Origin of the sequence: Streptomyces roseoviridis (genome assembly GCF_039535235.1) — a bacterium.
In the GTDB taxonomy this organism is placed as follows: Bacteria; Actinomycetota; Actinomycetes; order Streptomycetales; family Streptomycetaceae; genus Streptomyces; species Streptomyces roseoviridis.
Window position 1 is genome coordinate 4,679,003 of record NZ_BAAAWU010000001.1, and the last position, 21,617, is coordinate 4,700,619.

The window sequence follows — 21,617 nt, forward strand, 5'->3', positions numbered from 1 at the left end:
CCCCGCCCGGCGCCTCGCCCGGCGCCCCGCCCCGCCCCGGCCCTCCTGGGCATCCGCCGCGCGGGACCTCAGTCCTCCGTCTCCCTCAGCACCTTCAGGAACTCCCGCATCCACATCGGGTGGTCCGGCCACGCCCGCGACGACACCAGGCGGCCGTCCACCACCGCCGCCGTGTCCCGGAACGTGGCGCCCGCGGCCTGCATGTCGAGTTCGAGGGCGGGGTACGCGGTGACCCGGCGGCCTTCCAGACTCCCCACGGCCGCCGTCAGGAGGGGCCCGTGACAGATCTGGGCGACCGGTTTGTCGGCGTCGAAGAAGGACTTGAGGATCTTGCGCAGCTCCGGGTCGTTGCGCAGGTACTCCGGTGCCCGGCCGCCCGGGACGACCACGGCCGCGTAGGCGCCCGGGTCGACCTCCGAGAAGGCCAGGTCGGCGGGCCAGGTGTAGCCGGGCTTCTCGGTGTACGTGTCGTAGCCCGGCTCGAAGTCGTGGACCACGAACCGCAGCCGCTTGCGGGCCGGGGCCGCGATGTCGACCTCGTACCCCTCTTCGAGCAGTCGCTGGTACGGGTACAGCACCTCCAGCGACTCCGCCGCGTCCCCGGTCACGATCAAGATCTTCGCCATGGCGCCTCCCGGACTCCCCGAGCCGTCGGATCCCCGATGTGGGGTGTGCCCGGTAACCCTTCGTCGCTGTCCACAGTGTCAAACTTCCGACCCCGCTTTTGTACACATAAGGCTCATGACGGCCGGGGGGTCAACAGCGATAGGCTTTTCCCGTGATCAGCGCGATACGCCGAGGGGGCAGCGCAGCCCCCGGCATCCGCCCGGTCCGCCACGGCGGCCGGGCCGAGAGTGCGTTCGCCGATCCCCTGCGTCGGGTGGCCGAGAACCACCTGGACATCTCTCATCGCGGCATAACGTCGACTCCGACCGGTACCACCGCGTCGTGGCGTTGTGTCCTTTCTTCCACCGACGTCACGCAATGGCGCGCGACAGGAGTCAGAGGACATGCAGACCAAGCTGGACGAAGCCAAGGCCGAGCTGCTCGATCGGGCCGCCCGGGTAGCTGAGAACAGCCCGGTCGGGGGGCGACTTCCGACAGGGCCGGAGAACGGGAAGCGTCCGGACCACGCGAGCGTGCTCGACTACCTCCAGCGCTACTACCTGCACACCGCGCCCGAGGACCTCACCGACCGCGACCCCGTCGACGTGTTCGGTGCCGCCCTGTCGCACTTCCGCCTCGCGGAGAACCGTCCGCAGGGCACCGCGAACGTCCGCGTCCACACCCCGACGGTGGAGGAGAACGGCTGGACCTGCAGCCACTCCGTCGTCGAGGTGGTCACCGACGACATGCCCTTCCTCGTCGACTCCGTCACCAACGAGCTGTCCCGCCAGGGCCGCGGCATCCACGTCGTCATCCACCCGCAGGTCCTGGTCCGCCGTGACGTGACCGGCCGGCTCATCGAGGTCATCTCCAAGCAGCTGCCCAAGGACGCCCTGCCGCACGACGCGCTCACCGAGTCCTGGATCCACGTCGAGACCGACCGCGAGACCGACAAGGCCGACCTCAAGCAGATCACCAACGACCTGCTGCGCGTCCTGTCCGACGTCCGCGAGGCCGTCGAGGACTGGGAGAAGATGCGCGACGCCGCGCTGCGCATCGCCGACGGCCTGCCCGGCGAGCCGACCGCCTCCGACCTGCGGCCCACCGAGGTCGAGGAGGCCCGCGAGCTGCTGCGCTGGCTGGCCGACGACCACTTCACCTTCCTCGGCTACCGCGAGTACGAGCTGGTCAACGGCGACGCCCTGGCGGCCGTCCCCGGCACCGGCCTCGGCATCCTGCGCTCCGACCCGCACCACAGCGGCGAGGACCACCACGCCCACCCCGTCTCGCCGTCCTTCAACCGGCTGCCCGCCGACGCCCGCGCCAAGGCGCGCGAGCACAAGCTGCTCGTCCTGACGAAGGCCAACAGCCGCGCGACCGTGCACCGCCCCTCGTACCTCGACTACGTGGGCGTGAAGAAGTTCGACGCCGACGGCAACGTCATCGGCGAGCGCCGCTTCCTCGGCCTGTTCTCCTCGGCCGCCTACACCGAGTCCGTCCGCCGCGTCCCGGTCGTCAAGCGCAAGGTCCAGGAGGTCCTGGACGGCGCCGGCTTCTCGCCCAGCAGCCACGACGGCCGCGACCTGCTCCAGATCCTGGAGACCTACCCCCGCGACGAGCTCTTCCAGACCCCGGTCGACCAGCTCCAGGCCATCGTCACCAGCGTCCTGTACCTCCAGGAGCGGCGGCGGCTGCGCCTCTACCTGCGCCAGGACGAGTACGGCCGCTACTACTCGGCCCTGGTCTACCTGCCGCGCGACCGCTACACCACCCGCGTCCGGCTGCGGATCATCGACATCCTCAAGGAGGAGCTGAACGGCACCAGCGTCGACTTCACGGCCTGGAACACCGAGTCGGTCCTCTCCCGCCTCCACTTCGTCATCCGCGTCGAGCCCGGCACCGCGCTCAGCAAGCTGACCGACGCCGACGTCGACCGCATCGAGTCCCGGCTCGCCGACGCCGCCCGCTCCTGGTCCGACGGCTTCTCCGAGGCCCTCAACGCCGAGCTGGGCGAGGAGCGCGCCGCCGAGCTGCTGCGCCGCTACGGCAACGCCTTCCCCGAGGGCTACAAGGCCGACCACTCGCCGCGCGCCGCCGTCTCCGACCTCGTCCACCTGGAGGCCCTGGCCGACAGCGACAAGGACTTCTCGCTCTCCCTGTACGAGCCGGTCGGCTCCGGCCCCGGCGAGCGCCGCTTCAAGATCTACAAGACCGGCGACCAGATCTCCCTGTCCGCCGTCCTGCCGGTCCTCAACCGGCTCGGCGTCGAGGTCACCGACGAGCGCCCGTACGAGCTGCGCTGCGCCGACCGCACCCACGCCTGGATCTACGACTTCGGCCTGCGGATGCCGCAGACGACGGGCAACGGCGGCGACTACCTCGGCGACGACGCCCGCGAGCGCTTCCAGGAGGCCTTCGCCGCCACCTGGAACGGCGAGGCCGAGAACGACAACTTCAACTCCCTCGTCCTGTCCGCCGGGCTCACCTGGCGCGAGGCGATGGTGCTGCGCGCCTACGCCAAGTACCTGCGCCAGGCGGGGTGGACCTTCAGCCAGGACTACATGGAGGACACCCTCCGCAACAACGTCCACACCACCCGGCTGCTCGTCTCCCTCTTCGAGGCCCGGATGGCCCCGGAGCGCCAGCGCGCCGGCACCGAGCTGATCGACGGCCTCCTGGAGGAGCTGGACGGCGCCCTCGACCAGGTCGCCTCCCTCGACGAGGACCGCATCCTGCGTTCCTTCCTCACCGTCATCAAGGCCACGCTGCGGACCAACTTCTTCCAGAAGTCCGCCGACGGCCGGCCGCACGCCTACGTGTCGATGAAGTTCGACCCGCAGGCCATCCCCGACCTGCCGGCCCCGCGCCCCGCCTTCGAGATCTGGGTGTACTCGCCGCGCGTCGAGGGCGTCCACCTGCGCTTCGGCAAGGTCGCCCGAGGCGGCCTGCGCTGGTCCGACCGGCGCGAGGACTTCCGTACCGAGATCCTCGGCCTGGTCAAGGCGCAGATGGTGAAGAACACCGTCATCGTGCCGGTCGGCGCCAAGGGCGGCTTCGTCGCCAAGCAGCTCCCGGACCCGTCCGTGGACCGCGACGCCTGGATGGCCGAGGGCATCGCCTCGTACAAGACCTTCATCTCGGCCCTCCTCGACATCACCGACAACCTGGTCGGCGGCGAGGTCGTGCCGCCGGTCGACGTGGTCCGCCACGACGAGGACGACACCTACCTGGTCGTCGCCGCCGACAAGGGCACCGCGACCTTCTCCGACATCGCCAACGGCGTCGCGGAGTCGTACGGCTTCTGGCTCGGCGACGCCTTCGCCTCCGGCGGCTCGGCCGGCTACGACCACAAGGGCATGGGCATCACCGCGCGCGGTGCCTGGGAGTCCGTCAAGCGGCACTTCCGCGAGCTCGGCCACGACACCCAGACCGAGGACTTCACCGTCGTCGGCGTCGGTGACATGTCCGGCGACGTCTTCGGCAACGGCATGCTGCTCTCCGAGCACATCCGCCTGGTGGCCGCCTTCGACCACCGGCACATCTTCATCGACCCGACCCCGGACGCGGCCGTCTCCTACGCCGAGCGCCGCCGCCTCTTCGAGCTGCCCCGCTCGTCCTGGGCCGACTACGACACCGCGCTGCTCTCGCCCGGCGGCGGCGTCCACCCCCGGACCGCCAAGTCGATCCCGGTCAACGCGCACATGCGGGCCGCCCTCGGCATCGAGGACGGGATCACCAAGATGACCCCGGCCGAGCTGATGAAGGCGATCCTCCAGGCGCCGGTCGACCTGCTGTGGAACGGCGGCATCGGCACGTACGTGAAGTCGTCCGTCGAGTCCAACGCGGACGTCGGCGACAAGGCCAACGACGCCATCCGCGTCGACGGCCAGGACGTGCGCGCCAAGGTCATCGGCGAGGGCGGCAACCTCGGCGCCACCCAGCTGGGCCGCATCGAGTTCGCCCGCTCCGGCGGACCCGACGGCGAGGGCGGCAAGGTCAACACCGACGCCATCGACAACAGCGCCGGCGTCGACACCTCCGACCACGAGGTCAACATCAAGATCCTGCTGAACGGCCTGGTCACCGAGGGCGACATGACCGTCAAGCAGCGCAACAAGATCCTCGCGGAGATGACCGACGAGGTCGGCACGCTCGTGCTGCGCAACAACTACGCGCAGAACACCGCGCTGGCCAACGCGGTCGCCCAGTCGCCGTCCCTGCTCCACGCCCACCAGCGCTTCATGCGCCGCCTGGGCCGTGACGGCGCGCTCGACCGCTCGCTGGAGTTCCTGCCCAACGACCGGCAGATCCGCGAGCTGCTGAACGCCGGCAAGGGCCTGACCCAGCCGGAGCTCGCCGTCCTCCTCGCGTACACCAAGATCACGGTGGCCGACGAGCTGATCGGTACGGAGCTGCCCGACGACCCGTACCTGCGCGGGCTGCTGCACGCCTACTTCCCGACGCTGCTGCGCGAGAAGTTCCCCGAGGCCGTCGACCACCACCCGCTGCGCCGGGAGATCATCACCACGGTCCTGGTCAACGACACCGTCAACACCGGTGGCTCGACCTTCCTGCACCGTCTGCGCGAGGAGACGGGCGCGTCGATCGAGGAGATCGTCCGCGCGCAGACCGCCGCCCGTGCGATCTTCCGCCTGAGCGAGGTCTGGGACGCGGTCGAGGCGCTGGACAACCGGGTGCCGGCCGACGTCCAGACCCGGATGCGCCTGCACTCGCGGCGACTGGTCGAGCGCGGCACCCGCTGGCTGCTCAACAACCGGCCGCAGCCGCTCCAGATCGGCGAGACCATCGAGTTCTTCTCGGAGCGGGTCGAGCAGGTCTGGGAGAAGCTGCCGCAGCTGCTGCGCGGCGCGGACCTGGAGTGGTACGAGTCGATCTTCGAGGAGCTGACGGCGGCGGGCGTCCCGGAGGAGCTGGCGCTGCGCGTGGCCGGGTTCTCCTCCGCCTTCCCGACGCTCGACGTCGTCGCGATCGCGGACCGCGTGGGCAAGGACGCGCTGGCGGTCGCCGAGGTCTACTACGACCTGGCGGACCGGCTGCGGATCACCGACCTGATGGACCGGATCATCGAGCTGCCGCGCAACGACCGCTGGCAGTCCATGGCCCGCGCCTCCATCCGTGAGGACCTGTTCGCGGCGCACGCCGCGCTCACCGCGGACGTCCTCGCGGTCGGGAACGGCACCTCCACGCCGGAGGAGCGGTTCAAGGCGTGGGAGCAGAAGAACGCGGCGATCCTGGGCCGGGCGCGCACGACCCTGGAGGAGATCCAGGGCTCGGACGCCTTCGACCTGGCGAACCTGTCGGTGGCCATGCGGACGATGCGCACGCTGCTGCGTACGCACAGCTGACCGTGTTCACGAGGGTGAGCCCCCGCCGGTGCCGACCGGCGGGGGCTCACCCCTGTGCGGACCCGCGCCGTCACGGCTACGTCGTGACGGTCGACGTCCACAGGCGGCGGGCGGCCAGCAGCGCCGCGGCGAGCAGCAGCCCGTTGCGCAGCACCATGACGCCGAGGCCCTGCCAGGTGCCGGCGACGACCTCCAGGTAGAGCACCGGGTACGCCAGCGAGCTCAGGGCGGCCGCGGGCAGGAGCAGCAGGGCGACCGGGCGCATGACCGTGCGGCGCGAGGTGAGGCAGACGGCGGCCAGGCCGAGCAGCCAGATCATGTACTGGGGGCTGATCACCCGGCTGGTGACGGTGAACAGCAGGACGGCGGCCAGGGCGGCGTCCGGGGGCGTGGCCTCGGTCCAGTCGCGGGCCCGCATCCGCCACAGCAGCAGCCAGATGAAGGCGAGGGCGGTGAGCAGCAGGGCGAGGTGGCCGATGGTGGAGACGTAGGGGCCGACGTACTCGAAGGCGCCGTAGCGGAACCGCACGGTGCCGGGCCAGGCGCCGAGGGCCTTGGCGAGGGCCAGGCCGGTGCCGCCGAGGGACTCGATCTGGACGCCCCGGTCGCCCTGTTGGCGCAGGAAGCCGAGGGACTCGGAGAACAGCGCGCCCAGGGTGAGCAGCAGGGCGAGGGCGGTGACGGCGGCGGAGGCCCAGGCATCGCGGGTGGTGCGGCCGCGCGGGGTGCCGATGAGGGCGAGGGCCGGCCAGACCTTCACCAGGGCGCCGAGTCCGGCGAGGGCTCCGCCGATCCGGTGGGCGGCGGGGGAGCGGGCCTTGAGGGCGAGCAGGGCGAGGACGGCGAGGGCGGTGGTCTGGACGTCGTAGCGGGCGAGCGGGAGGTGCAGGAGCAGCGGGAGGCCGAGCACCCAGTACCAGGCGCCGTGGGTCAGGCGGGCGCTGTCCGCGCGGGCGAGGGCGGCGGCGACGGCCAGGTCGGCGAGCAGGGTGAGGAGGACGAAGCCCTGGAAGTAGGTGAGCCAGGGCAGGATCCCGGGCGACATGATGACCAGGCCCGCACCCGGCGGGTACTGCCAGGTGACGTCGCCGGGCGGGAAGGTGCCCTGTGCGAACAGGCCGTACCAGTGCCGGTAGAGGGAGTGGACCTCGCCGGCGACGCCGCCGATGCCGAGGCTGTCGCGAAGGAGCAGGAGCAGCATGCCGGCGCGGGTGACCAGCCAGACGACGGCCAGGGCGAGCAGCGGGCCGCGGCCGACGGTCACGAAGGTGGCGGAGGTGAAGGTCTCGGACTCGAAGGGCGAGCGGGTGAGGGACGGCGGCGCCGCCCCGGCACGGGCGGGCGCACCGGATCCGGGCGCGGGACCGGTGCCGTGGCCGGGCGCCGGGCCGGGGGCGGCGTCGTGGGGAGGGGGCTCGGGAGTCATCCCTCCGCACTTTATCCAGATATGTCCCGTTTCTTCCCGGTCTTGGGGTCCGACCGGGTGCCGCCACGGGTGAACTCCTCGTAGGCGGCCACGACCGCGTCCGCCGGCCCGTCCGCTCGCAGGGTGCCGGCCTCCAGCCAGAGCGCGCGGTCGCAGGTCTCGGTGATCGTGGAGTTCGAGTGGCTGACCAGGAAGACGGTGCCCGCCTCGGCGCGCAGCTCGTCGATCCGCTGCCGGCTCCGGCGGCGGAAGGGGGCGTCCCCGGTCGCGAGGGCCTCGTCGACGAGGAGCACGTCATGGCTGCGGGCGGCGGCGATGGAGAAGCGCAGCCGCGCGCTCATGCCGGAGGAGTAGGTGCGCATGGGGCGCGAGACGGCGTCCGCGTCCTTGTCGTTGATGCCGGAGAACTCGACGATCCCGGCGTAGCGGGCGGCGATCTCGCGGCGGCTCATGCCCATCGCGAGGCCGCCCAGGATCACGTTCCGCTCCCCGCTCAGGTCGCCCATCAGGACCGCGTCGACGCCGAGCAGGGCCGGGCGGCCCAGGGTGTAGAGCCGGCCCCGGCTGGTGGGCAGCAGGCCGGCGATCGCCTTCAGGAGGGTCGACTTCCCCGATCCGTTCGAACCGATCAGACCGATCGCCTCGCCCCGGTACGCGGCGAAGGAGACGCCCTTGACCGCGTGGACCGTACGGGTGCCACCGCGCTCGGCGTACGTGACGTGGACGCCGTCGGCGACGACGGTGGGCTCGCGCTCCTCGTCCGTGCGGGTCCGGTCAGCCACGGCCGTAGGTCTCCTCCGCCTGCCAGAAGAAGACGAAACCGCCCGCGAAGGCGAGCACCGCCCACCCGGCGGCGAGCGCCCACGCGTGTGGCGGAAGCAGCCCCCCGTGGAAGCTCTCGATCAGCGCGAAGCGCATCAGGTCGATGTAGACGGCGGCGGGATTGCACTGGAGCAGCGCGATCACCGTGTGCGGAAGGTCGCGGCCGCGGGTGAGCTGGGCGAGGGACCACATGATTCCGGAGGCGTACATCCAGGTCCGCAGCACGAACGGCATCAGCTGGGCGATGTCCGGGGTACGGGCGGCGAGCCGGGCCGTCACGAGGGCGAGCCCGGTGCTGAAGAGCGTCTGCAACGCCAGGACGGGGGCCGCCAGGAGCCAGCTCCAGCGCGGGAACTCGCCGAAGCAGAACAGGATCACCACCAGCGCGCCCAGCGAGAAGACCAGCTGCTGGAGCTGCTGGAGCGCGAGGGCCAGGGGCAGGCTCGCGCGCGGGAAGTGCAGGGCGCGGACCAGGCCCAGGTTCCCGCTGATGGCGCGGGTGCCGGCCGTGATCGTCTGTGCGGTGAAGGTCCAGGTGAAGACCCCGGTGATCAGGAAGGGGACGTAGTCGGGCACGCCCCGCCGGCTGTCCATGAGGACGCCGAAGACGGCGTAGTAGACCGCCGCGTTGAGGAGGGGCGTCACGACCTGCCAGAGCTGCCCGAGCCGGGCCTGGCTGTACTGGGCGGTGAGCCTGGCCGTCGCGAAGGCGGCGATGAAGTCGCGCCGGGCCCAGAGCCGGCGGACGTACGCGGGGAGCGGGGGACGGGCGCCGCTCAGGGTGAGGCCGTGGCGCCGGGCGAGGGCGCGCAGCTCTTCGGAGGAGGCGGGCGCCGGCGGCGGGAGCGGGGGCCGGACCGGGGGCGAGGAGGGGGCCGGTCGTGCGGGCCGGGGCAGGGTTTCGGTGGTCACGCTGATCGCTCTCGCCTCCGATGGAACGGGTCCGTATCGTCGCTACGTGGACGTTAGGGTATCCCGACGTCGGAACGCAACCGTTTCGTCGTCACGTGGGAGGACGGTGGACCGCTGGCTAAGATCCTGTGCATGACGACACCCGCCCGACCTCCGGGAACCCCTCGCCGCGCCCCCGCGGGAGCCGCCGTCCTCCGGGAGGACGTCACCGAGGCCATCCGGACCGCCGTCTTCGAGGAACTGGCCGCGGTCGGCTTCGCCCGGATGTCGATCGAGGGCATCGCCCGCCGCGCCGGGGTCGGCAAGACCGCCGTCTACCGGCGCTGGAAGTCCAAGCTCTCCCTGGTCCTCGACCTCGTCGGCGCCGTCGCCGTCCAGGGCCTGCCCGTCCCCGCCACCGGCTCGCTGCACGGGGACCTCCGCGCCCTCTTGGAGGTCGCCGCCCGCGCCCTGCGCCACCCCGTGGCCTCCCAGGTCGTCCCCGACCTCCTCGTCGAGGCGGCGCGGCACCCCGAGATCGCCGACGCCCTCAGGGCCGTCCTGCTCGACCCGCAGCAGGGCGTCATGACGCAGGTCGTCCGCGCCGCCGCCGAGCGCGGCGAACTGCCCGACGGCACCGACCCCGACCGGGCCCTCGACCTCGTGGTCGGACCGCTCTACTGGCGGCTCGTCGTCGTCCGCACCGAGCCGCCCGAGGGCTACCTCGACGACCTCGCCCGCGCGGCCGTCGCCGCCCTCACCGCGTAACGGCGGCGCTACTTCACCGCGCCCGCCATCACCCCGGACACGAACTGCCGCTGGAAGGCGAAGAAGACGAGCAGCGGGATCACCATCGACACGAACGCGCCCGGCGCCAGCACGTCGACGTTGTTGCCGAACTGCCGGACCTGCTGCTGGAGCGCCACCGTGATCGGGGGCGACTGGGCGTCCGCGAAGATGAGCGCCACCAGCATGTCGTTCCACACCCACAGGAACTGGAAGATCCCCAGCGAGGCCAGCGCCGGGCCGCCCAGGGGCAGGACCACCCGGGCGAAGAGGCGGATCTCGCCCGCTCCGTCGAGCCGGGCCGCCTCCAGCAGCTCGCGCGGGATCTCCGCGAAGAAGTTCCGCAGCAGGAAGATCGCGAACGGCAGGCCGAAGGCCGTGTGGAACAGCACCACCCCCAGCGTCGTCTCGAAGATCCCGACCGCGCCGAACAGCTTCGACACCGGTACGAGCGCCACCTGAACGGGCACCACGAGCAGCCCCACGACCAGCAGGAACCACCAGTCCCGGCCGGGGAAGTCCAGCCACGCGAAGGCGTAGCCGGCGAACGCGCCGATGACCACCACGAGGAGCGTCGCGGGCACGGTGATCAGGATCGTCGAGACGAGCGAGTCGGTGATGGCCCCGTCGGACAGCAGCGCCCGGTAGTTCTCCGTGGTCAGCTGGGCCGGTGCCGTGAAGACCTGCCACCAGCCGTCCGTGGCGATCGCGGACGGGGAGCGCAGCGAGGAGATCAGCAGCCCGACCGTCGGCATCAGCCAGAACAGCCCGACCAGCACGAGCAGCACCCGCACCGCACCCGACGCGGCGCGGGCGGCGATCCGGGCCGCGACCCCCGGGGCGGTCGGCCCGGAGGCCGCGCCGGGAGCGGGCCGGGTGGCGGCCCTGGACGGGGTCCGGGACGTGGTCCCCGGCGTGGTCCGGGAGGCCGGGCGGCTCATCGGCGGGTCTCCCTTCGGGTACGGCGGACGCGGCGGATGTTGAGCGCCATCACCGGCAGGACGAGCAGCAGGAGCAGCACCGCGATGGCCGAGCCGACCCCGAGGTCGGCGTCGGTGCCGAAGGAGGAGCGGTACAGCTGGAGCGCGAGCACGTTCGCGTCGTCCTGGGCCGAGCCGGGGGCGATGATGAAGACGAGGTCGAAGACCTTCAGGACGTTGATCATCAGGGTGACGAGGACGACGCCGAGGACCGGCGCGAGCAACGGCACCGTGATCCGGCGGAACACCTGCCACTCGTTCGCCCCGTCGACCCGCGCCGCTTCGAGCAGTTCACGCGGCAGACCGGCGAGCCCGGCGGCGATGAGCACCATCGCGAAACCCGCCCACATCCACACGTAGCTGCCGATGATCGCGGGCGTGACGAGCGAGGGCCCCAGCCACGACACGCCGTTGTACTGCTCGCGGAAGTTGCTCTCCGGCAGCCTCAGGACCGCCCCGTCGGCCGCGGCCGGGAGCGTGAAGGTGCCGTCGGCGGCGGCCGTGGCGCGCGCGACCACCGCGCCGTCCTTCACCGCCTCGATCCGCAGGCCCTTCAGACCGAGCTCCTTCGGGTCGACGGCGTTGGGCCTGCCGCCGCCGCCCCGGGTGAAGTCCAGCCACGCGGTGCCGCTGATGCCTTCTCCTCCGGGAGCGGCGGTACGCGCGGGACGGGCGTCCCCGGGCATCTGCGCCGGCGCGACCCCGACCAGCGGCAGCAGGGCGACCTCCCCCGTACGGACCGGGGACTTGGTGACGTACGCCCCGCCGCCCGCCGCCTTCAACGGGTGCACGGGCAGCGGCCGGGCGCGTGGGAAGACGGACGACTCGGCGAAGGTGTCGTGCACGCCGACCCAGACGGCGTTGGCGACCCCGCGGTCCGGGTCCTGCTCGTACACCAGCCGGAAGATGATGCCCGCGGCGAGCATCGAGATCGCCATCGGCATGAAGACGACCAGCTTGAACGCCGTTCCCCAGCGAACCCGTTCGGTCAGCACGGCGAAGACCAGGCCGAGGGCCGTCGCCACGGTCGGGGCGACGACCACCCAGATCAGGTTGTTGCGGACGGCGGTGCGGATGGACTCGTCCGTGAAGAGGGTGACGTAGTTGTCCAGGCCGGCGAAGGAGTCACCGGCCTTGTCGAAGAAGGAGCGCTGCACCGAGTACCCGATCGGGTAGACGACGAGCGCGCCCAGCAGGACGAGGGCGGGCAGGAGGAAGGCCGCGGCGATGAGGGCGGTGCGGTGGCCGCCGCCCCGGCCGGTGCCGCGGCCGGGGCGCGCCTCGCGGGACGGGCGGGCGCCGCCGGTGTGGCTCGCGGGGGTGCTCTGCGCGGCCACCGGTCAGTCCTTGTACGCCTTGGCGGCGTCCGCCTCCAGCCTGAGCTGGATCGCCCGCACGTCCTTCGGGTTCTTCAGGAAGTCCTGGAGCGCCTTCCACTCGCCCTTGCCGGGCGTGCCGCCGAACGACTGCGGCATCTGGTCCGACATGTCGAAGCGGAAGTCGTCGCCCGCGCCGATCAGGGACGTGGCGATCTCCCGCTGGACGTCGTTCGGGTACGCGGCCGGGTCCAGCGCCTTGTTGGGGGAGAGGAAGCCGCCCTCGGCCGCCCAGATCCGCGCCGCGTCGGGCGAGGCGAGGAAGGTCAGCAGGGCCTGCGCGCCCTTGGAGTCCTTCAGCGCCACGGCCGCGTCGCCGCCCGTCACCACCGGGGCGGTGCCGGCGTCACCGACGGCGGGGAACGGGAACACCTTCGCGTCCGTACCGATCTTCGCGCCGGTCTCGGCGATGTTGATCGCCGAGAAGTCGCCCTCGAAGACCATCGCCGCCTTGGCCCGGTCGCCGCCGGTGAAGGTCTGGGTGACGGACACCGGGAACTCGGTCTGCAGCGCGCCGTTCGTGCCGCCCGCCAGCAGGCCCGGCTTGCCGAACAGCTCACCGAGCGTGGTCAGGGCCTGGGTGACCGAGGGATCGGTCCACTTCAGCTCGTGCCGGGCCAGCCGGTCGTACTTCTCCGGACCGGCCTGCGAGAGATAGACGTTCTCGAACCAGTCCGTGAGCGTCCAGCCGTCCGCGCCGCCGACCGACACGGGCGTGACACCCGAGTTGGAGATGGTCTCGGCGGTGGCCAGGAACTCCTTCCAGGTCTTCGGCTCGCTCGCGCCCGCGTTGTCGAAGGCGGCGGTGTTGTACCAGATGAGGGACTTGTTGGCGGCCTTGAAGTAGACGCCGTACGGGGTGCCGTCGACCGCGCCGAGGTCCTGCCAGCCCTTGGAGTAGTTCTTGGCGAGCTGCGCCTTCGCCTCCGGTCCCAGCGGCTTGACCCACTTCTGGGCCACGGCCTGGTGGATGGCGCCGACCTGCGGCAGCATCGCCACGTCCGGCGGGGAACCTCCGGCGATCTTCGTGCCGAGGAAGTTCACGATCGGGTCCTGGGCGGGCACGAAGGTGACGGTCGCGCCGGTGCGCTTCTCGAACTCCTTCAGAACCTTGGTGAAGTTCTCCTGCTCGGGCCCGGTCCAGACGGCGGCGACCTCGATCTTCTCGCCCTTGAGCGACGGCAGGGAAAGCGCCGAACCACCACTGGGCGTGCCGGCTCCGGGCTTCGTGCCGCCGCCGCCCCCGTCGCCGCACGCCGCCGCCGTCAGGGCGGCCAGCGCCGCCAGGCCGATCAGTCGAAGAGTTCTGCCGTTGCGCATCCGAACCCCGCTTCTCCCGCGTCTTCCGGTCCCGTGCGCTCAGGTCTACGCCGGGTGTCCGGGGCCCGCAATACCGCCTCGGGCGTCAAGTGGTGGATCGTGACCGCCTCGTGACGTGGTGTCAGGGAATCGGGGGGGCGGTGTGCGGGTGTCGTGCGGGGGAGCGCCCGGGGTGGCGTGACGGAGCCGATGGCGGGTACGCGAGGGGTTTGGGTGACAGGAGGGGCTTGGGGGCTGGGGGTGCGGCGCTTGGGACGGTGGGGGTCGGGAGGGAAGGCGGGCCCGGTCCGTGGCTCGGATGACGGGGCTTCGGGAGCCGGGCGGGGCGCCCGGCCGCCCGGCTGGTGGCCCCACCGCCCGGCACCCCGGGGACGGCCGCCCGGCACCCCGGGGACGGGTTCGGGCCGGGCCGGGGCGCCAGGTGCCCGGCAGCCGGGCGCCGCGGGGACGGGTTCTGGACGTCCCGCGGCCTCGGGGCGAGACGGCCGTCGGCGCCGCGGCAGGCGACGGTGCCGCCACGACGGCGCCGCCCCCGGCGAGCGGGGGCCCGGGCGGGAGCCGGCCTCAGGCGTGCGTCGGCGAGGTCAGCGGCGGTACGGGTGCGGCCTCGACGGAGCGGGCGGCCCGGTCGAGCGCGCTGGCCAGCAGGGCCAGGTCCGTCGGGCCGTTGCCCAGCTCGCGCACCGGGCGGCGGGTGGGCGGGTCGCCCATCCGCTCCCACTCCAGCGGGACGACCGTCGGCCGCAGCGTGGCCGTGCGCGGGATGCGCCCGGTGACCCGGCCGCCCTGGAACGGCGTCACCCGCCCGTCCGGATGCCCGAGACGTCCCCGCCCCGGCTGCGGCCCCTCCGGGCCGGGCACGGCCGGCGGCGCGTCGAGCACGATCCGCAGCCGCGCCCCGTGCGCCAGCTCCGTGTCCGCCGTGCGGTCCGGCCGCGCCGAGGTGGCGACCAGGTGCACCCCGAGCCGGGCGCCGTGCCGCGCGACCGCCTCCAGGGCCCGCACCACGGACCCGGCGGCCGGCCGGCCGGGGGCACCGAGCGGGGGCGCGACCAGCGCGTCGAAGTCGTCCACGAGCACGACGAGCCGCGGCAGCGCCCCGGCCCCTTCGGCGGGCGGCCCGCTCCGGGCGCCCGGCAGCTGCGACCCGGCGCGGTGGCCGGGCTCGCCCGGGTCCGGCAGGTCGCCACGGTCGTCGGCGCGCCCCGAGTCGGCCCGCAGGGTGCGGCTGCTGGGCCGCTCGGCGAGCAGGTCGGAGCCCGGCGGCGGGGTGCTGCGGTACGAGGGGCCGCCGGTCGGGTCGTACACGGCGCCGGACGGAGTGCGGTAGGTGCGGCCGCTGGGGCGGTCGCCGAGGAGGTCGGTGCCGGGCGTGGGGGTGCGGTCGGTCGAGGGGGCCGGGCCGGGTCGGTGCGCGCGGCCGCTCGGCCGGTCGCCGAGGAGGTCGGAGCCGGGCGCGGGCGTGCGGTCGGTGAGGGGCGTGGCCGCCGGTCTCGGCAGCCGGCCGCTGGGGGTGTCACCGACGGCGCCGTCGGGTGCCACGTGCAGGGTGCGGCCGCTGGGGCGGTCGCCGAGCAGGTCGGAGCCGGGCGGCGGAGTGCGGTCGCCGCGGGAGCCCGAGCCGTGACCGGAGTCCGGGCCGGACGCGGGTCCGGAGCCGGGCCGGGCACTGCCGCCGCCCGCACCGGCAGCCGTGCTCCCGCCCGCGCCTGCGCCCACGGCCGTACCGGCGGGCGACCTGCCCGTACGGCCGCTGCCCGTGCCGTCCAGGTCGGACGCGCCGGTCCGGGCGTCCGGGATCCGGGCGCCGACGCGTGCGGGCGCCGGCAGGGACTCGGCGGGGCTCGCGGTGCGCTGGCCGATCAGGCGGCCCGAGCGGCGGTCGGCGAAGTGGCTGTCGCCGAGGAGTTCGGCGCGGCGCTTCAGCTCGGCGCCCAGGGCCTGGGCGAACTCCCGCATCCGTACCGGATCGGAGGCGACCAGGTGTTCGGTGACGTGCGGCAGCTCCGTACAGGCGGCGAGGCCCTCGCCCCGCTCGCCGCCCGCGCCGTCGACCAGGAGCAGGCCGAGCCGGTCGGGGCGGCCGCCGGCCGCGAGGGAGGCGGCGACGGAGCGCAGCAGCTCGGTGCGGCCGCTGCCCGCGGGGCCCTCGATCAGCAGGTGCGGCCCCTCCTTCGTGAGGTCGACCGCGACCGGTCCGCGCGGTCCGGCGCCCAGGACGGCCGTGCCGTCGGAGGAGGAGGCCCAGCGGGCCATCAGGGACGCGGGTGTGGCCCGGGCCAGGCCCAGCTCGTCGAGGAGCCGGGCCGCCGGGGGCAGCGCGGCGGCGGCCCGCCCCTGCCCGGTGCCGCCGGCCGTCTCCGTCCGCAAGGGGGCGAGGGCCCGTCCGAACCGGTCGGCCCAGGCCGCCGAGACGGCGTCCACCACGCCGACGGTGCCGTGCCCCGCGGCCCGGCCGCCGACCGTCCGCAGCAGCCGCAGTGCGGTCGCCACGTCACCGCTGAGCAGTGCCGCGGCGCCGCACTCGCGGAAGGCGAAGGAGGCGGCGCACGCCTCCTCGTAGGTCGCCGCCACGGGGGAGGCGGGTGAGGCGGAGGGGGCCTCCGCCAGGCAGATCAGATGGATGCCCGCGGCGGCGCCGGCACCGGCGAGCCGGGCCGCCGTCTCGCGCAGCGCGGCCGAGCCCGGGTCGCCGTCGAGGACCACGACCGTCGCGGGCCCCTCGTGACGCGCGGCGGCCTCGGCGACGGCCGCCCGGTCGGCGCTGGCCCAGCCGGGGCCGAGCGGGCCGTCGTCCAGGCGGCGGGTGAGCTCGGTCAGCCGGGCCTGTGCCTGGTCGCGGTCGTAGGCGAGGAGCAGCCGGCAGTCCTGGCCGTGCGCCGGGCGCACGTGCGGGAGCCAGCCGAGCCAGCCCCAGGCCCTTCGCCGCTCGTCGAGCGGGCGGTTGCGATCGGCGCTGACCAGCACGATCTCCAGGTCACCGGGGGAGTGCAGGGCGGCGAGCTGGGCCACCACCGAACGCGCGAGCCCGGCCAGGCGGGGCGCCGGCCCGGCCAGGCCGAGGGAACCGGCCTCGCGCAGTCCGACGGTGACGGGCACTCCGGACAGCTCGGCGCGGTCCGTCGTGCCGAGCCGGACGACCAGGGCCTCGGGGTGGTCGAGGTCCCGCTCCCACAGGCGCGGGCCGGGGCCGAGCGCGGTGAGCAGGACGGCGGCGGGGTCGGGCCAGGTGTCGGGAGAGGCGCCGGCGCCGGACGCGGGGTCGGGCCGGGCGCCCGCGAAGGCCGGCACGGGGGCGACGCCGTACTCGGCGGACGCCGTCTCCTCCCGGCCGCCGGCGAGCCTCCGGGCCCAGGCGCCGAGTCCGCGCCGCCGGATCTGCCGGGTCCTGCTGTGGGCCTCGATCCCGGCCTCGGCCTCGCCGGGCTCCTCCGCGCGCGCGTGCCCGCCGCCGTGGGCCGGGTCCGGGGCGGACCGGGCACCGTGGCCACCGCCGTGGGTCGCGTCCGAGGCGCCGGCCGTCTCGTGCGGCGGCGCGTACCCCCCGGCGCCCGCGCCCCCGCTCGTCCGTGCGCCCGCGCCGCTGCCCGCTCCGGGGCCCGTACCCCCGCCGAGTCCCGTGCCGGTGTCCGTGTCCCAGGCGCCGCCCGCGGCCGCACCGGCGCCCGTCGCGCCGCCCAGGCCGTGCCCGCCTGCCTCGGCGGGGCGCGTCACGCGCAGATGGCCCTCCCCGTCCGGGGCGGTGGGGAGCGGCTGCTCGGATCCGCCCGGCCCGGCACCGGACCCGGTCCCCGGCCCGGTCAGGCGCAGGGCGGACTCGCCGACCCGCAGCACGGAGCCCGGAGGGAAGCGGACGGGGCGCGGGCCGACGGCGACGCCGTCGAGGGTCGTCCCGTTCGTGGAGCCCTCGTCGGTGACCGTGACGCGGCCGTCCGCGCCCACCGTCACCGTGCAGTGGGAGCGGGAGACGTCCGGGTCGTCGAGCGGCACGTCCGCGTCGACGGAACGGCCGATCCTGATCGCTCCGCCGTGCAGCAGGTGCACCCCGCCCGCGTCGGGCCCGGCCACCACGTGGAGCCGGGCCGGGGCGTCCTCGCCGCCGCCGTCCTGCGCGCCGGGCACCTGGAGGGAGAGCACGGCCCCGTCCACCAGCGGCGGCTCGCCGAGCAGGCAGCGGCGCGTGTCGAGCCGCTCGCCGCCCGCGTACAGCACGGTGGCCCCGGAGGAGGCGGGGGTGTCGGGGCCGGAGACGGCCGCGGCGAGCGAGGAGGCCACGGCGGCCAGCTCGGTCCCCGCGGGCGCGGTGACGAGCACGTCGCAGGCGCGCCCGACGCCGTGGCCGGCGTGCGGCGCGAGGACGGTCAGCCGGATCTGCATCGCCGTCAGCGGTCCCTTCTGCGCGGCGCGCCCGGCAGGGGAATCGCCCACTTCCTCCCCCCACCCGGCACGGACGCGTCGTCCGGTACAGGTCGGCACGGCGCCGGGGCTCCCGACCCCGACACGACGTGCTGGAGGCATCCTCGCACCTGCCACGGACAACCCGCCCGCGGGTCGCCCAGAAGTGATCTTGTTCGGTCGTCTCTCGACGTGAAAACGCCTGGTTGCGTATGTCTCGCGTCGCTTCCGGCAACCTGGACCGCACGGCCGGCGTCTCCTTTTCGGACACGAAGAGTGCGGAAATCGGCCGTCCGGGAGACGGCCGGTGACCCGTTCGGCGGCACTAAAGTGGGTCGGACACCCGGACGGGTCACAGAACACAACGGGTCGGAAGAACACACCAGGAACCCCGGGGACCCTCCACGTACCACCCCAGGACCACGATCAGCAGGGAGCGCGTGACGTGCGGCCTATCGGCAGCAAGTACCTGCTCGAGGAGCCGCTCGGCCGCGGCGCCACGGGCACCGTCTGGCGAGCCCGCCAGCGGGAGACGGCCGGCGCTGAGGCGGCCGTGCCCGGTCAGCCCGGCGAGACCGTCGCGATCAAGGTCCTCAAGGAGGAGCTCGCCAACGACGCGGACATCGTGATGCGCTTCCTGCGCGAGCGCTCCGTGCTCCTGCGGCTCACCCACCCCAACATCGTGCGCACCCGCGACCTCGTCGTGGAGGGCGACGTCCTCGCCCTGGTCATGGACCTCGTCGAGGGTCCCGACCTGCACCGCTACATCCGCGAGAACGGCCCGCTCACCCCGGTCGCAGCCGCCCTGCTCACCGCGCAGATCGCCGACGCCCTCGCCGCGAGCCACGCCGACGGCGTGGTGCACCGCGACCTCAAGCCGGCCAACGTGCTGCTCGCCGAGCGGGACGGCGCCATGTTCCCGATGCTCACCGACTTCGGCATCGCGCGGCTGGCCGACTCCCCGGGCCTGACCCGCACGCACGAGTTCGTCGGCACGCCCGCGTACGTCGCGCCCGAGTCCGCCGAGGGCCGCCCGCAGACCTCCGCCGTCGACATCTACGGCGCCGGCATCCTGCTCTACGAGCTGGTCACCGGCCGGCCCCCGTTCGCCGGCGGCACCGCCCTCGAAGTCCTGCACCGGCACCTGAGCGAGGAGCCGCGCCGCCCCTCGACCGTGCCCGGCCCGCTGTGGACGGTGATAGAGCGCTGCCTCAGCAAGGACCCGGACCGCCGGCCGAGCGCCGAGAACCTGGCCCGCGGCCTGCGCACGGTGGCCGCCGGCATCGGCGTGCACGCGAGCCCCGCCCAGATCGAGGCCGCCGACGGCGTCGGCGCCCTGCTCGCCCCCGACCCGGCCCCCGCACCCGTCCCCGAGCCCCCCGGCGTCGACCCGGCCGGCGCCACACAGGTGCTGCCCAGCGGTTCCGGCGCGCCCCGGCCCCCGCAGTACGACCCGGCCGCGCCCACCAGCGTGATGCCGACCAGTGGCCCGGCGGGCGCCTCCGACCCGACCTCGGTGCTCCCCGCCACGGGGGCCGCCGACCCGACCGCGGTCATGCCCCCCGTACCGGACAACCCGCCCGCGGAGCAGCCGCACCCCTGGCAGACCCAGCTGCGCGCGGCCCGCGACCGCAACGAGCAGACCCAGGTGCAGTACCTGGACCCGAGCGAGGACCCGCTGCGCCGCCGCCCGCAGCGCCAGCCGCAGCCGCAGCAGTACCCGCAGCGTCCGCCGCAGGCCCCGCCGCCGCACCAGCCCCAGCCGTACCGGCAGCAGCAGCGGCAGCAGCCCCAGCCCCAGCCGTACGCCCCGCAGCCGCCGCAGCGGCAGCAGTACGCGCCCCAGCCGCCGCAGCAGCAGTACGCGCCTCCGCAGCCGCCGCCCCCGGCTCCGGCGCCCGCCCCGGTTCCGCGCGAGCCGCGCCCGCCGCGGCGGCGCAGCGCCAACCCGATGCGCATCCCCGGCCTCGGCTGCCTCAAGGGCTGCCTGTTCACGGTCCTGCTGTTCGTGATCGCCGGCTGGCTCGTCTGGGAGCTCACCCCGCTCCAGGACTGGGTCGCCCAGGGCAAGGGCTACTGGGAGGCGATCGGCGACGGGATCTCCTCGTTCACCGGCTGGGTCTCCGACCTCATCGACAGCACGAACACGGGTACTACCGGCGGTACGGGCCAGTAGCGCACGGCCGAGGCATCGATTTGTCGACTTCCGAGGGGTGATTTCCCCTCGGAAGTGCCGGTCGGCACCTTCGGACGCGTAACTTTGACGCGAACCGCAGCGCTGAGGGAGCAGTCTTGGCACGGAAAATCGGCAGCCGCTACACGGCCCACCAGATCCTCGGGCGGGGCAGCGCCGGCACGGTGTGGCTCGGCGAGGGCCCCGAGGGCCCCGTCGCCATCAAGCTGCTGCGCGAGGACCTCGCCGCCGACCAGGAACTCGTCGGCCGCTTCGTCCAGGAGCGCACCGCCCTGCTGGGCCTCGACCACCCGCACGTCGTCTCCGTCCGCGACCTCGTCGTCGACGGCAACGACCTCGCCCTCGTCATGGACCTCGTCCGCGGCACCGACCTGCGCACCCGCCTCGACCGCGAGCGCCGGCTCGCCCCCGAGGCCGCCGTCGCGATCATCGCCGACGTCGCCGACGGCCTCGCCGTCGCCCACAAGGCCGGCGTCGTCCACCGCGACGTCAAACCCGAGAACATCCTCCTCGACATGGAGGGCCCGCTCGGCCCCGGCGGCGCCCACCCCGCCCTGCTCACCGACTTCGGTGTCGCCAAGCTCATCGACACCCCCGGCCGCACCAAGGCCACCCGGATCATCGGCACCCCCGACTACCTCGCCCCCGAGATCGTCGAGGGCCTGCCGCCCCGCGCCGCCGTCGACATCTACGCCCTCGCGACCGTCCTGTACGAGCTGCTCGCCGGCTTCACCCCGTTCGGCGGCGGCCACCCCGGCGCCGTACTGCGCCGCCACGTCACCGAGACCGTGGTCCCGCTGCCCGGCATCCCCGAGGAGCTGTGGCAGCTCGTCGTCCAGTGCCTCGCCAAGGCCCCCGCCTCCCGGCTGCGCGCCTCGGAGCTCGCGACCCGGCTGCGGGACGTGCTGCCGACCCTCAAGGGCATCCCGCCGCTCGACGTGGACGAGCCGGACGCGGAGCCGGCGGAACCGTCGTACGAGGAGGACCCCTACCCCACCGGTGCGGGCACGGGCGAGCCCGCACCGCGCCGGGCCGCCGTCCCCCTCGTGCCCGGGGCCTCCACCGACTCCAACCGCGACACCCACACCTCCATGCGGGTCCCCGGACCCGACGAGCTCTCCGGCGGTCCCCTCGGCACCGCCCGCGCCCCGCGCCCGGCGGGCGCCCGCCGCCCCGGATCGGCCCGCCACAAGGCCGGCGCCGTGCGCAAGCGGCGGATCACGCTCACCGTCGCGGCGGTGGTGATCGCGGGCGCGCTGGGAGCGGGCGGCTATCTGGCGGCGTCCGGGGACGCGGACGGCCCGCCGCAGGACTCGAAGACGTCGTCCCGGCCGTAGGGGCGGGCGGCGTCCCGGCCCGGGCGGCAGGCTCGGGGGCCGGGGCCCGTACGGCGGCCCATGGGACCGGCCCGTACGGCGGCCCATGGGACCGGCCCGTACGTCGGCCCATCGGACC

Annotated in this window: 12 protein-coding genes; 4 read left to right on the forward strand and 8 right to left on the reverse strand. The window is 74.2% G+C overall.

Annotated elements, in window-relative coordinates:
* Nucleotides 1-68: 68 nt before the first annotated feature.
* A complete protein-coding gene (locus ABD954_RS21225; RefSeq protein WP_345487836.1) occupies nt 69-626 on the reverse strand; it encodes a DJ-1/PfpI family protein in 558 nt (185 codons plus the stop codon).
* A gap of 384 nt (nt 627-1,010) precedes the next feature.
* On the opposite strand from ABD954_RS21225, the gene ABD954_RS21230 reads away from it, so the two are divergent.
* Entirely contained in the window at nt 1,011-5,972 is a 4,962-nt protein-coding gene (locus tag ABD954_RS21230; RefSeq protein ID WP_345487838.1) for an NAD-glutamate dehydrogenase, read from the forward strand.
* Between the two features lie 76 nt (nt 5,973-6,048).
* On the opposite strand, the gene ABD954_RS21235 is transcribed toward ABD954_RS21230, so the two are convergent.
* The 3 genes from ABD954_RS21235 to ABD954_RS21245 are packed head-to-tail and all read right to left on the reverse strand — an operon-like array spanning nt 6,049 to nt 9,132.
* Nucleotides 6,049-7,398: a glycosyltransferase 87 family protein gene (locus ABD954_RS21235; RefSeq protein WP_345487840.1), complete on the reverse strand. Its 1,350-nt coding sequence runs from the start codon at nt 7,396-7,398 to the stop codon at nt 6,049-6,051.
* An 11-nt stretch (nt 7,399-7,409) separates the two neighbouring features.
* Nucleotides 7,410-8,180 carry an ABC transporter ATP-binding protein gene (locus tag ABD954_RS21240; protein WP_345487842.1) on the reverse strand — a complete coding sequence of 257 codons (771 nt, stop codon included), beginning with the start codon at nt 8,178-8,180 and terminating at the stop codon, nt 7,410-7,412.
* Complete coding sequence (locus tag ABD954_RS21245; RefSeq protein ID WP_345487844.1) at nt 8,173-9,132, reverse strand: ABC transporter permease; 960 nt, start codon at nt 9,130-9,132, stop codon at nt 8,173-8,175. Before ABD954_RS21245 ends, ABD954_RS21240 begins: the two co-directional genes overlap by 8 nt.
* 132 nt (nt 9,133-9,264) lie before the next feature.
* Here ABD954_RS21245 and ABD954_RS21250 point away from each other — a divergent pair, with 132 nt between their 5' ends.
* Nucleotides 9,265-9,879 carry a TetR/AcrR family transcriptional regulator gene (locus tag ABD954_RS21250; RefSeq protein ID WP_345487846.1) on the forward strand — a complete coding sequence of 205 codons (615 nt, stop codon included), beginning with the start codon at nt 9,265-9,267 and terminating at the stop codon, nt 9,877-9,879.
* 8 nt (nt 9,880-9,887) lie between these two features.
* On the opposite strand, the gene ABD954_RS21255 is transcribed toward ABD954_RS21250, so the two are convergent.
* From ABD954_RS21255 to ABD954_RS21270, 4 genes are all read right to left on the reverse strand, one after another.
* Nucleotides 9,888-10,838: a carbohydrate ABC transporter permease gene (locus ABD954_RS21255; protein ID WP_345487848.1), complete on the reverse strand. Its 951-nt coding sequence runs from the start codon at nt 10,836-10,838 to the stop codon at nt 9,888-9,890.
* Complete coding sequence (locus ABD954_RS21260; RefSeq protein WP_345492359.1) at nt 10,835-12,106, reverse strand: carbohydrate ABC transporter permease; 1,272 nt, start codon at nt 12,104-12,106, stop codon at nt 10,835-10,837. The genes ABD954_RS21255 and ABD954_RS21260 overlap by 4 nt, the downstream gene beginning before the upstream one ends.
* 111 nt (nt 12,107-12,217) lie before the next feature.
* The gene (locus ABD954_RS21265; RefSeq protein ID WP_345487850.1) at nt 12,218-13,573 is read right to left on the reverse strand and encodes an ABC transporter substrate-binding protein; all 1,356 of its coding nucleotides are present in this window, start codon (nt 13,571-13,573) and stop codon (nt 12,218-12,220) included.
* A gap of 564 nt (nt 13,574-14,137) precedes the next feature.
* A complete protein-coding gene (locus ABD954_RS21270) occupies nt 14,138-17,950 on the reverse strand; it encodes an FtsK/SpoIIIE domain-containing protein (protein WP_345492361.1) in 3,813 nt (1,270 codons plus the stop codon).
* 463 nt (nt 17,951-18,413) lie between these two features.
* On the opposite strand from ABD954_RS21270, the gene ABD954_RS21275 reads away from it, so the two are divergent.
* Both ABD954_RS21275 and ABD954_RS21280 read left to right on the forward strand, forming a co-directional pair.
* The gene (locus ABD954_RS21275) at nt 18,414-20,144 is read left to right on the forward strand and encodes a serine/threonine-protein kinase (RefSeq protein WP_345487852.1); all 1,731 of its coding nucleotides are present in this window, start codon (nt 18,414-18,416) and stop codon (nt 20,142-20,144) included.
* A 116-nt stretch (nt 20,145-20,260) separates the two neighbouring features.
* The gene (locus ABD954_RS21280; protein ID WP_345487854.1) at nt 20,261-21,499 is read left to right on the forward strand and encodes a serine/threonine-protein kinase; all 1,239 of its coding nucleotides are present in this window, start codon (nt 20,261-20,263) and stop codon (nt 21,497-21,499) included.
* Nucleotides 21,500-21,617: the final 118 nt, after the last annotated feature.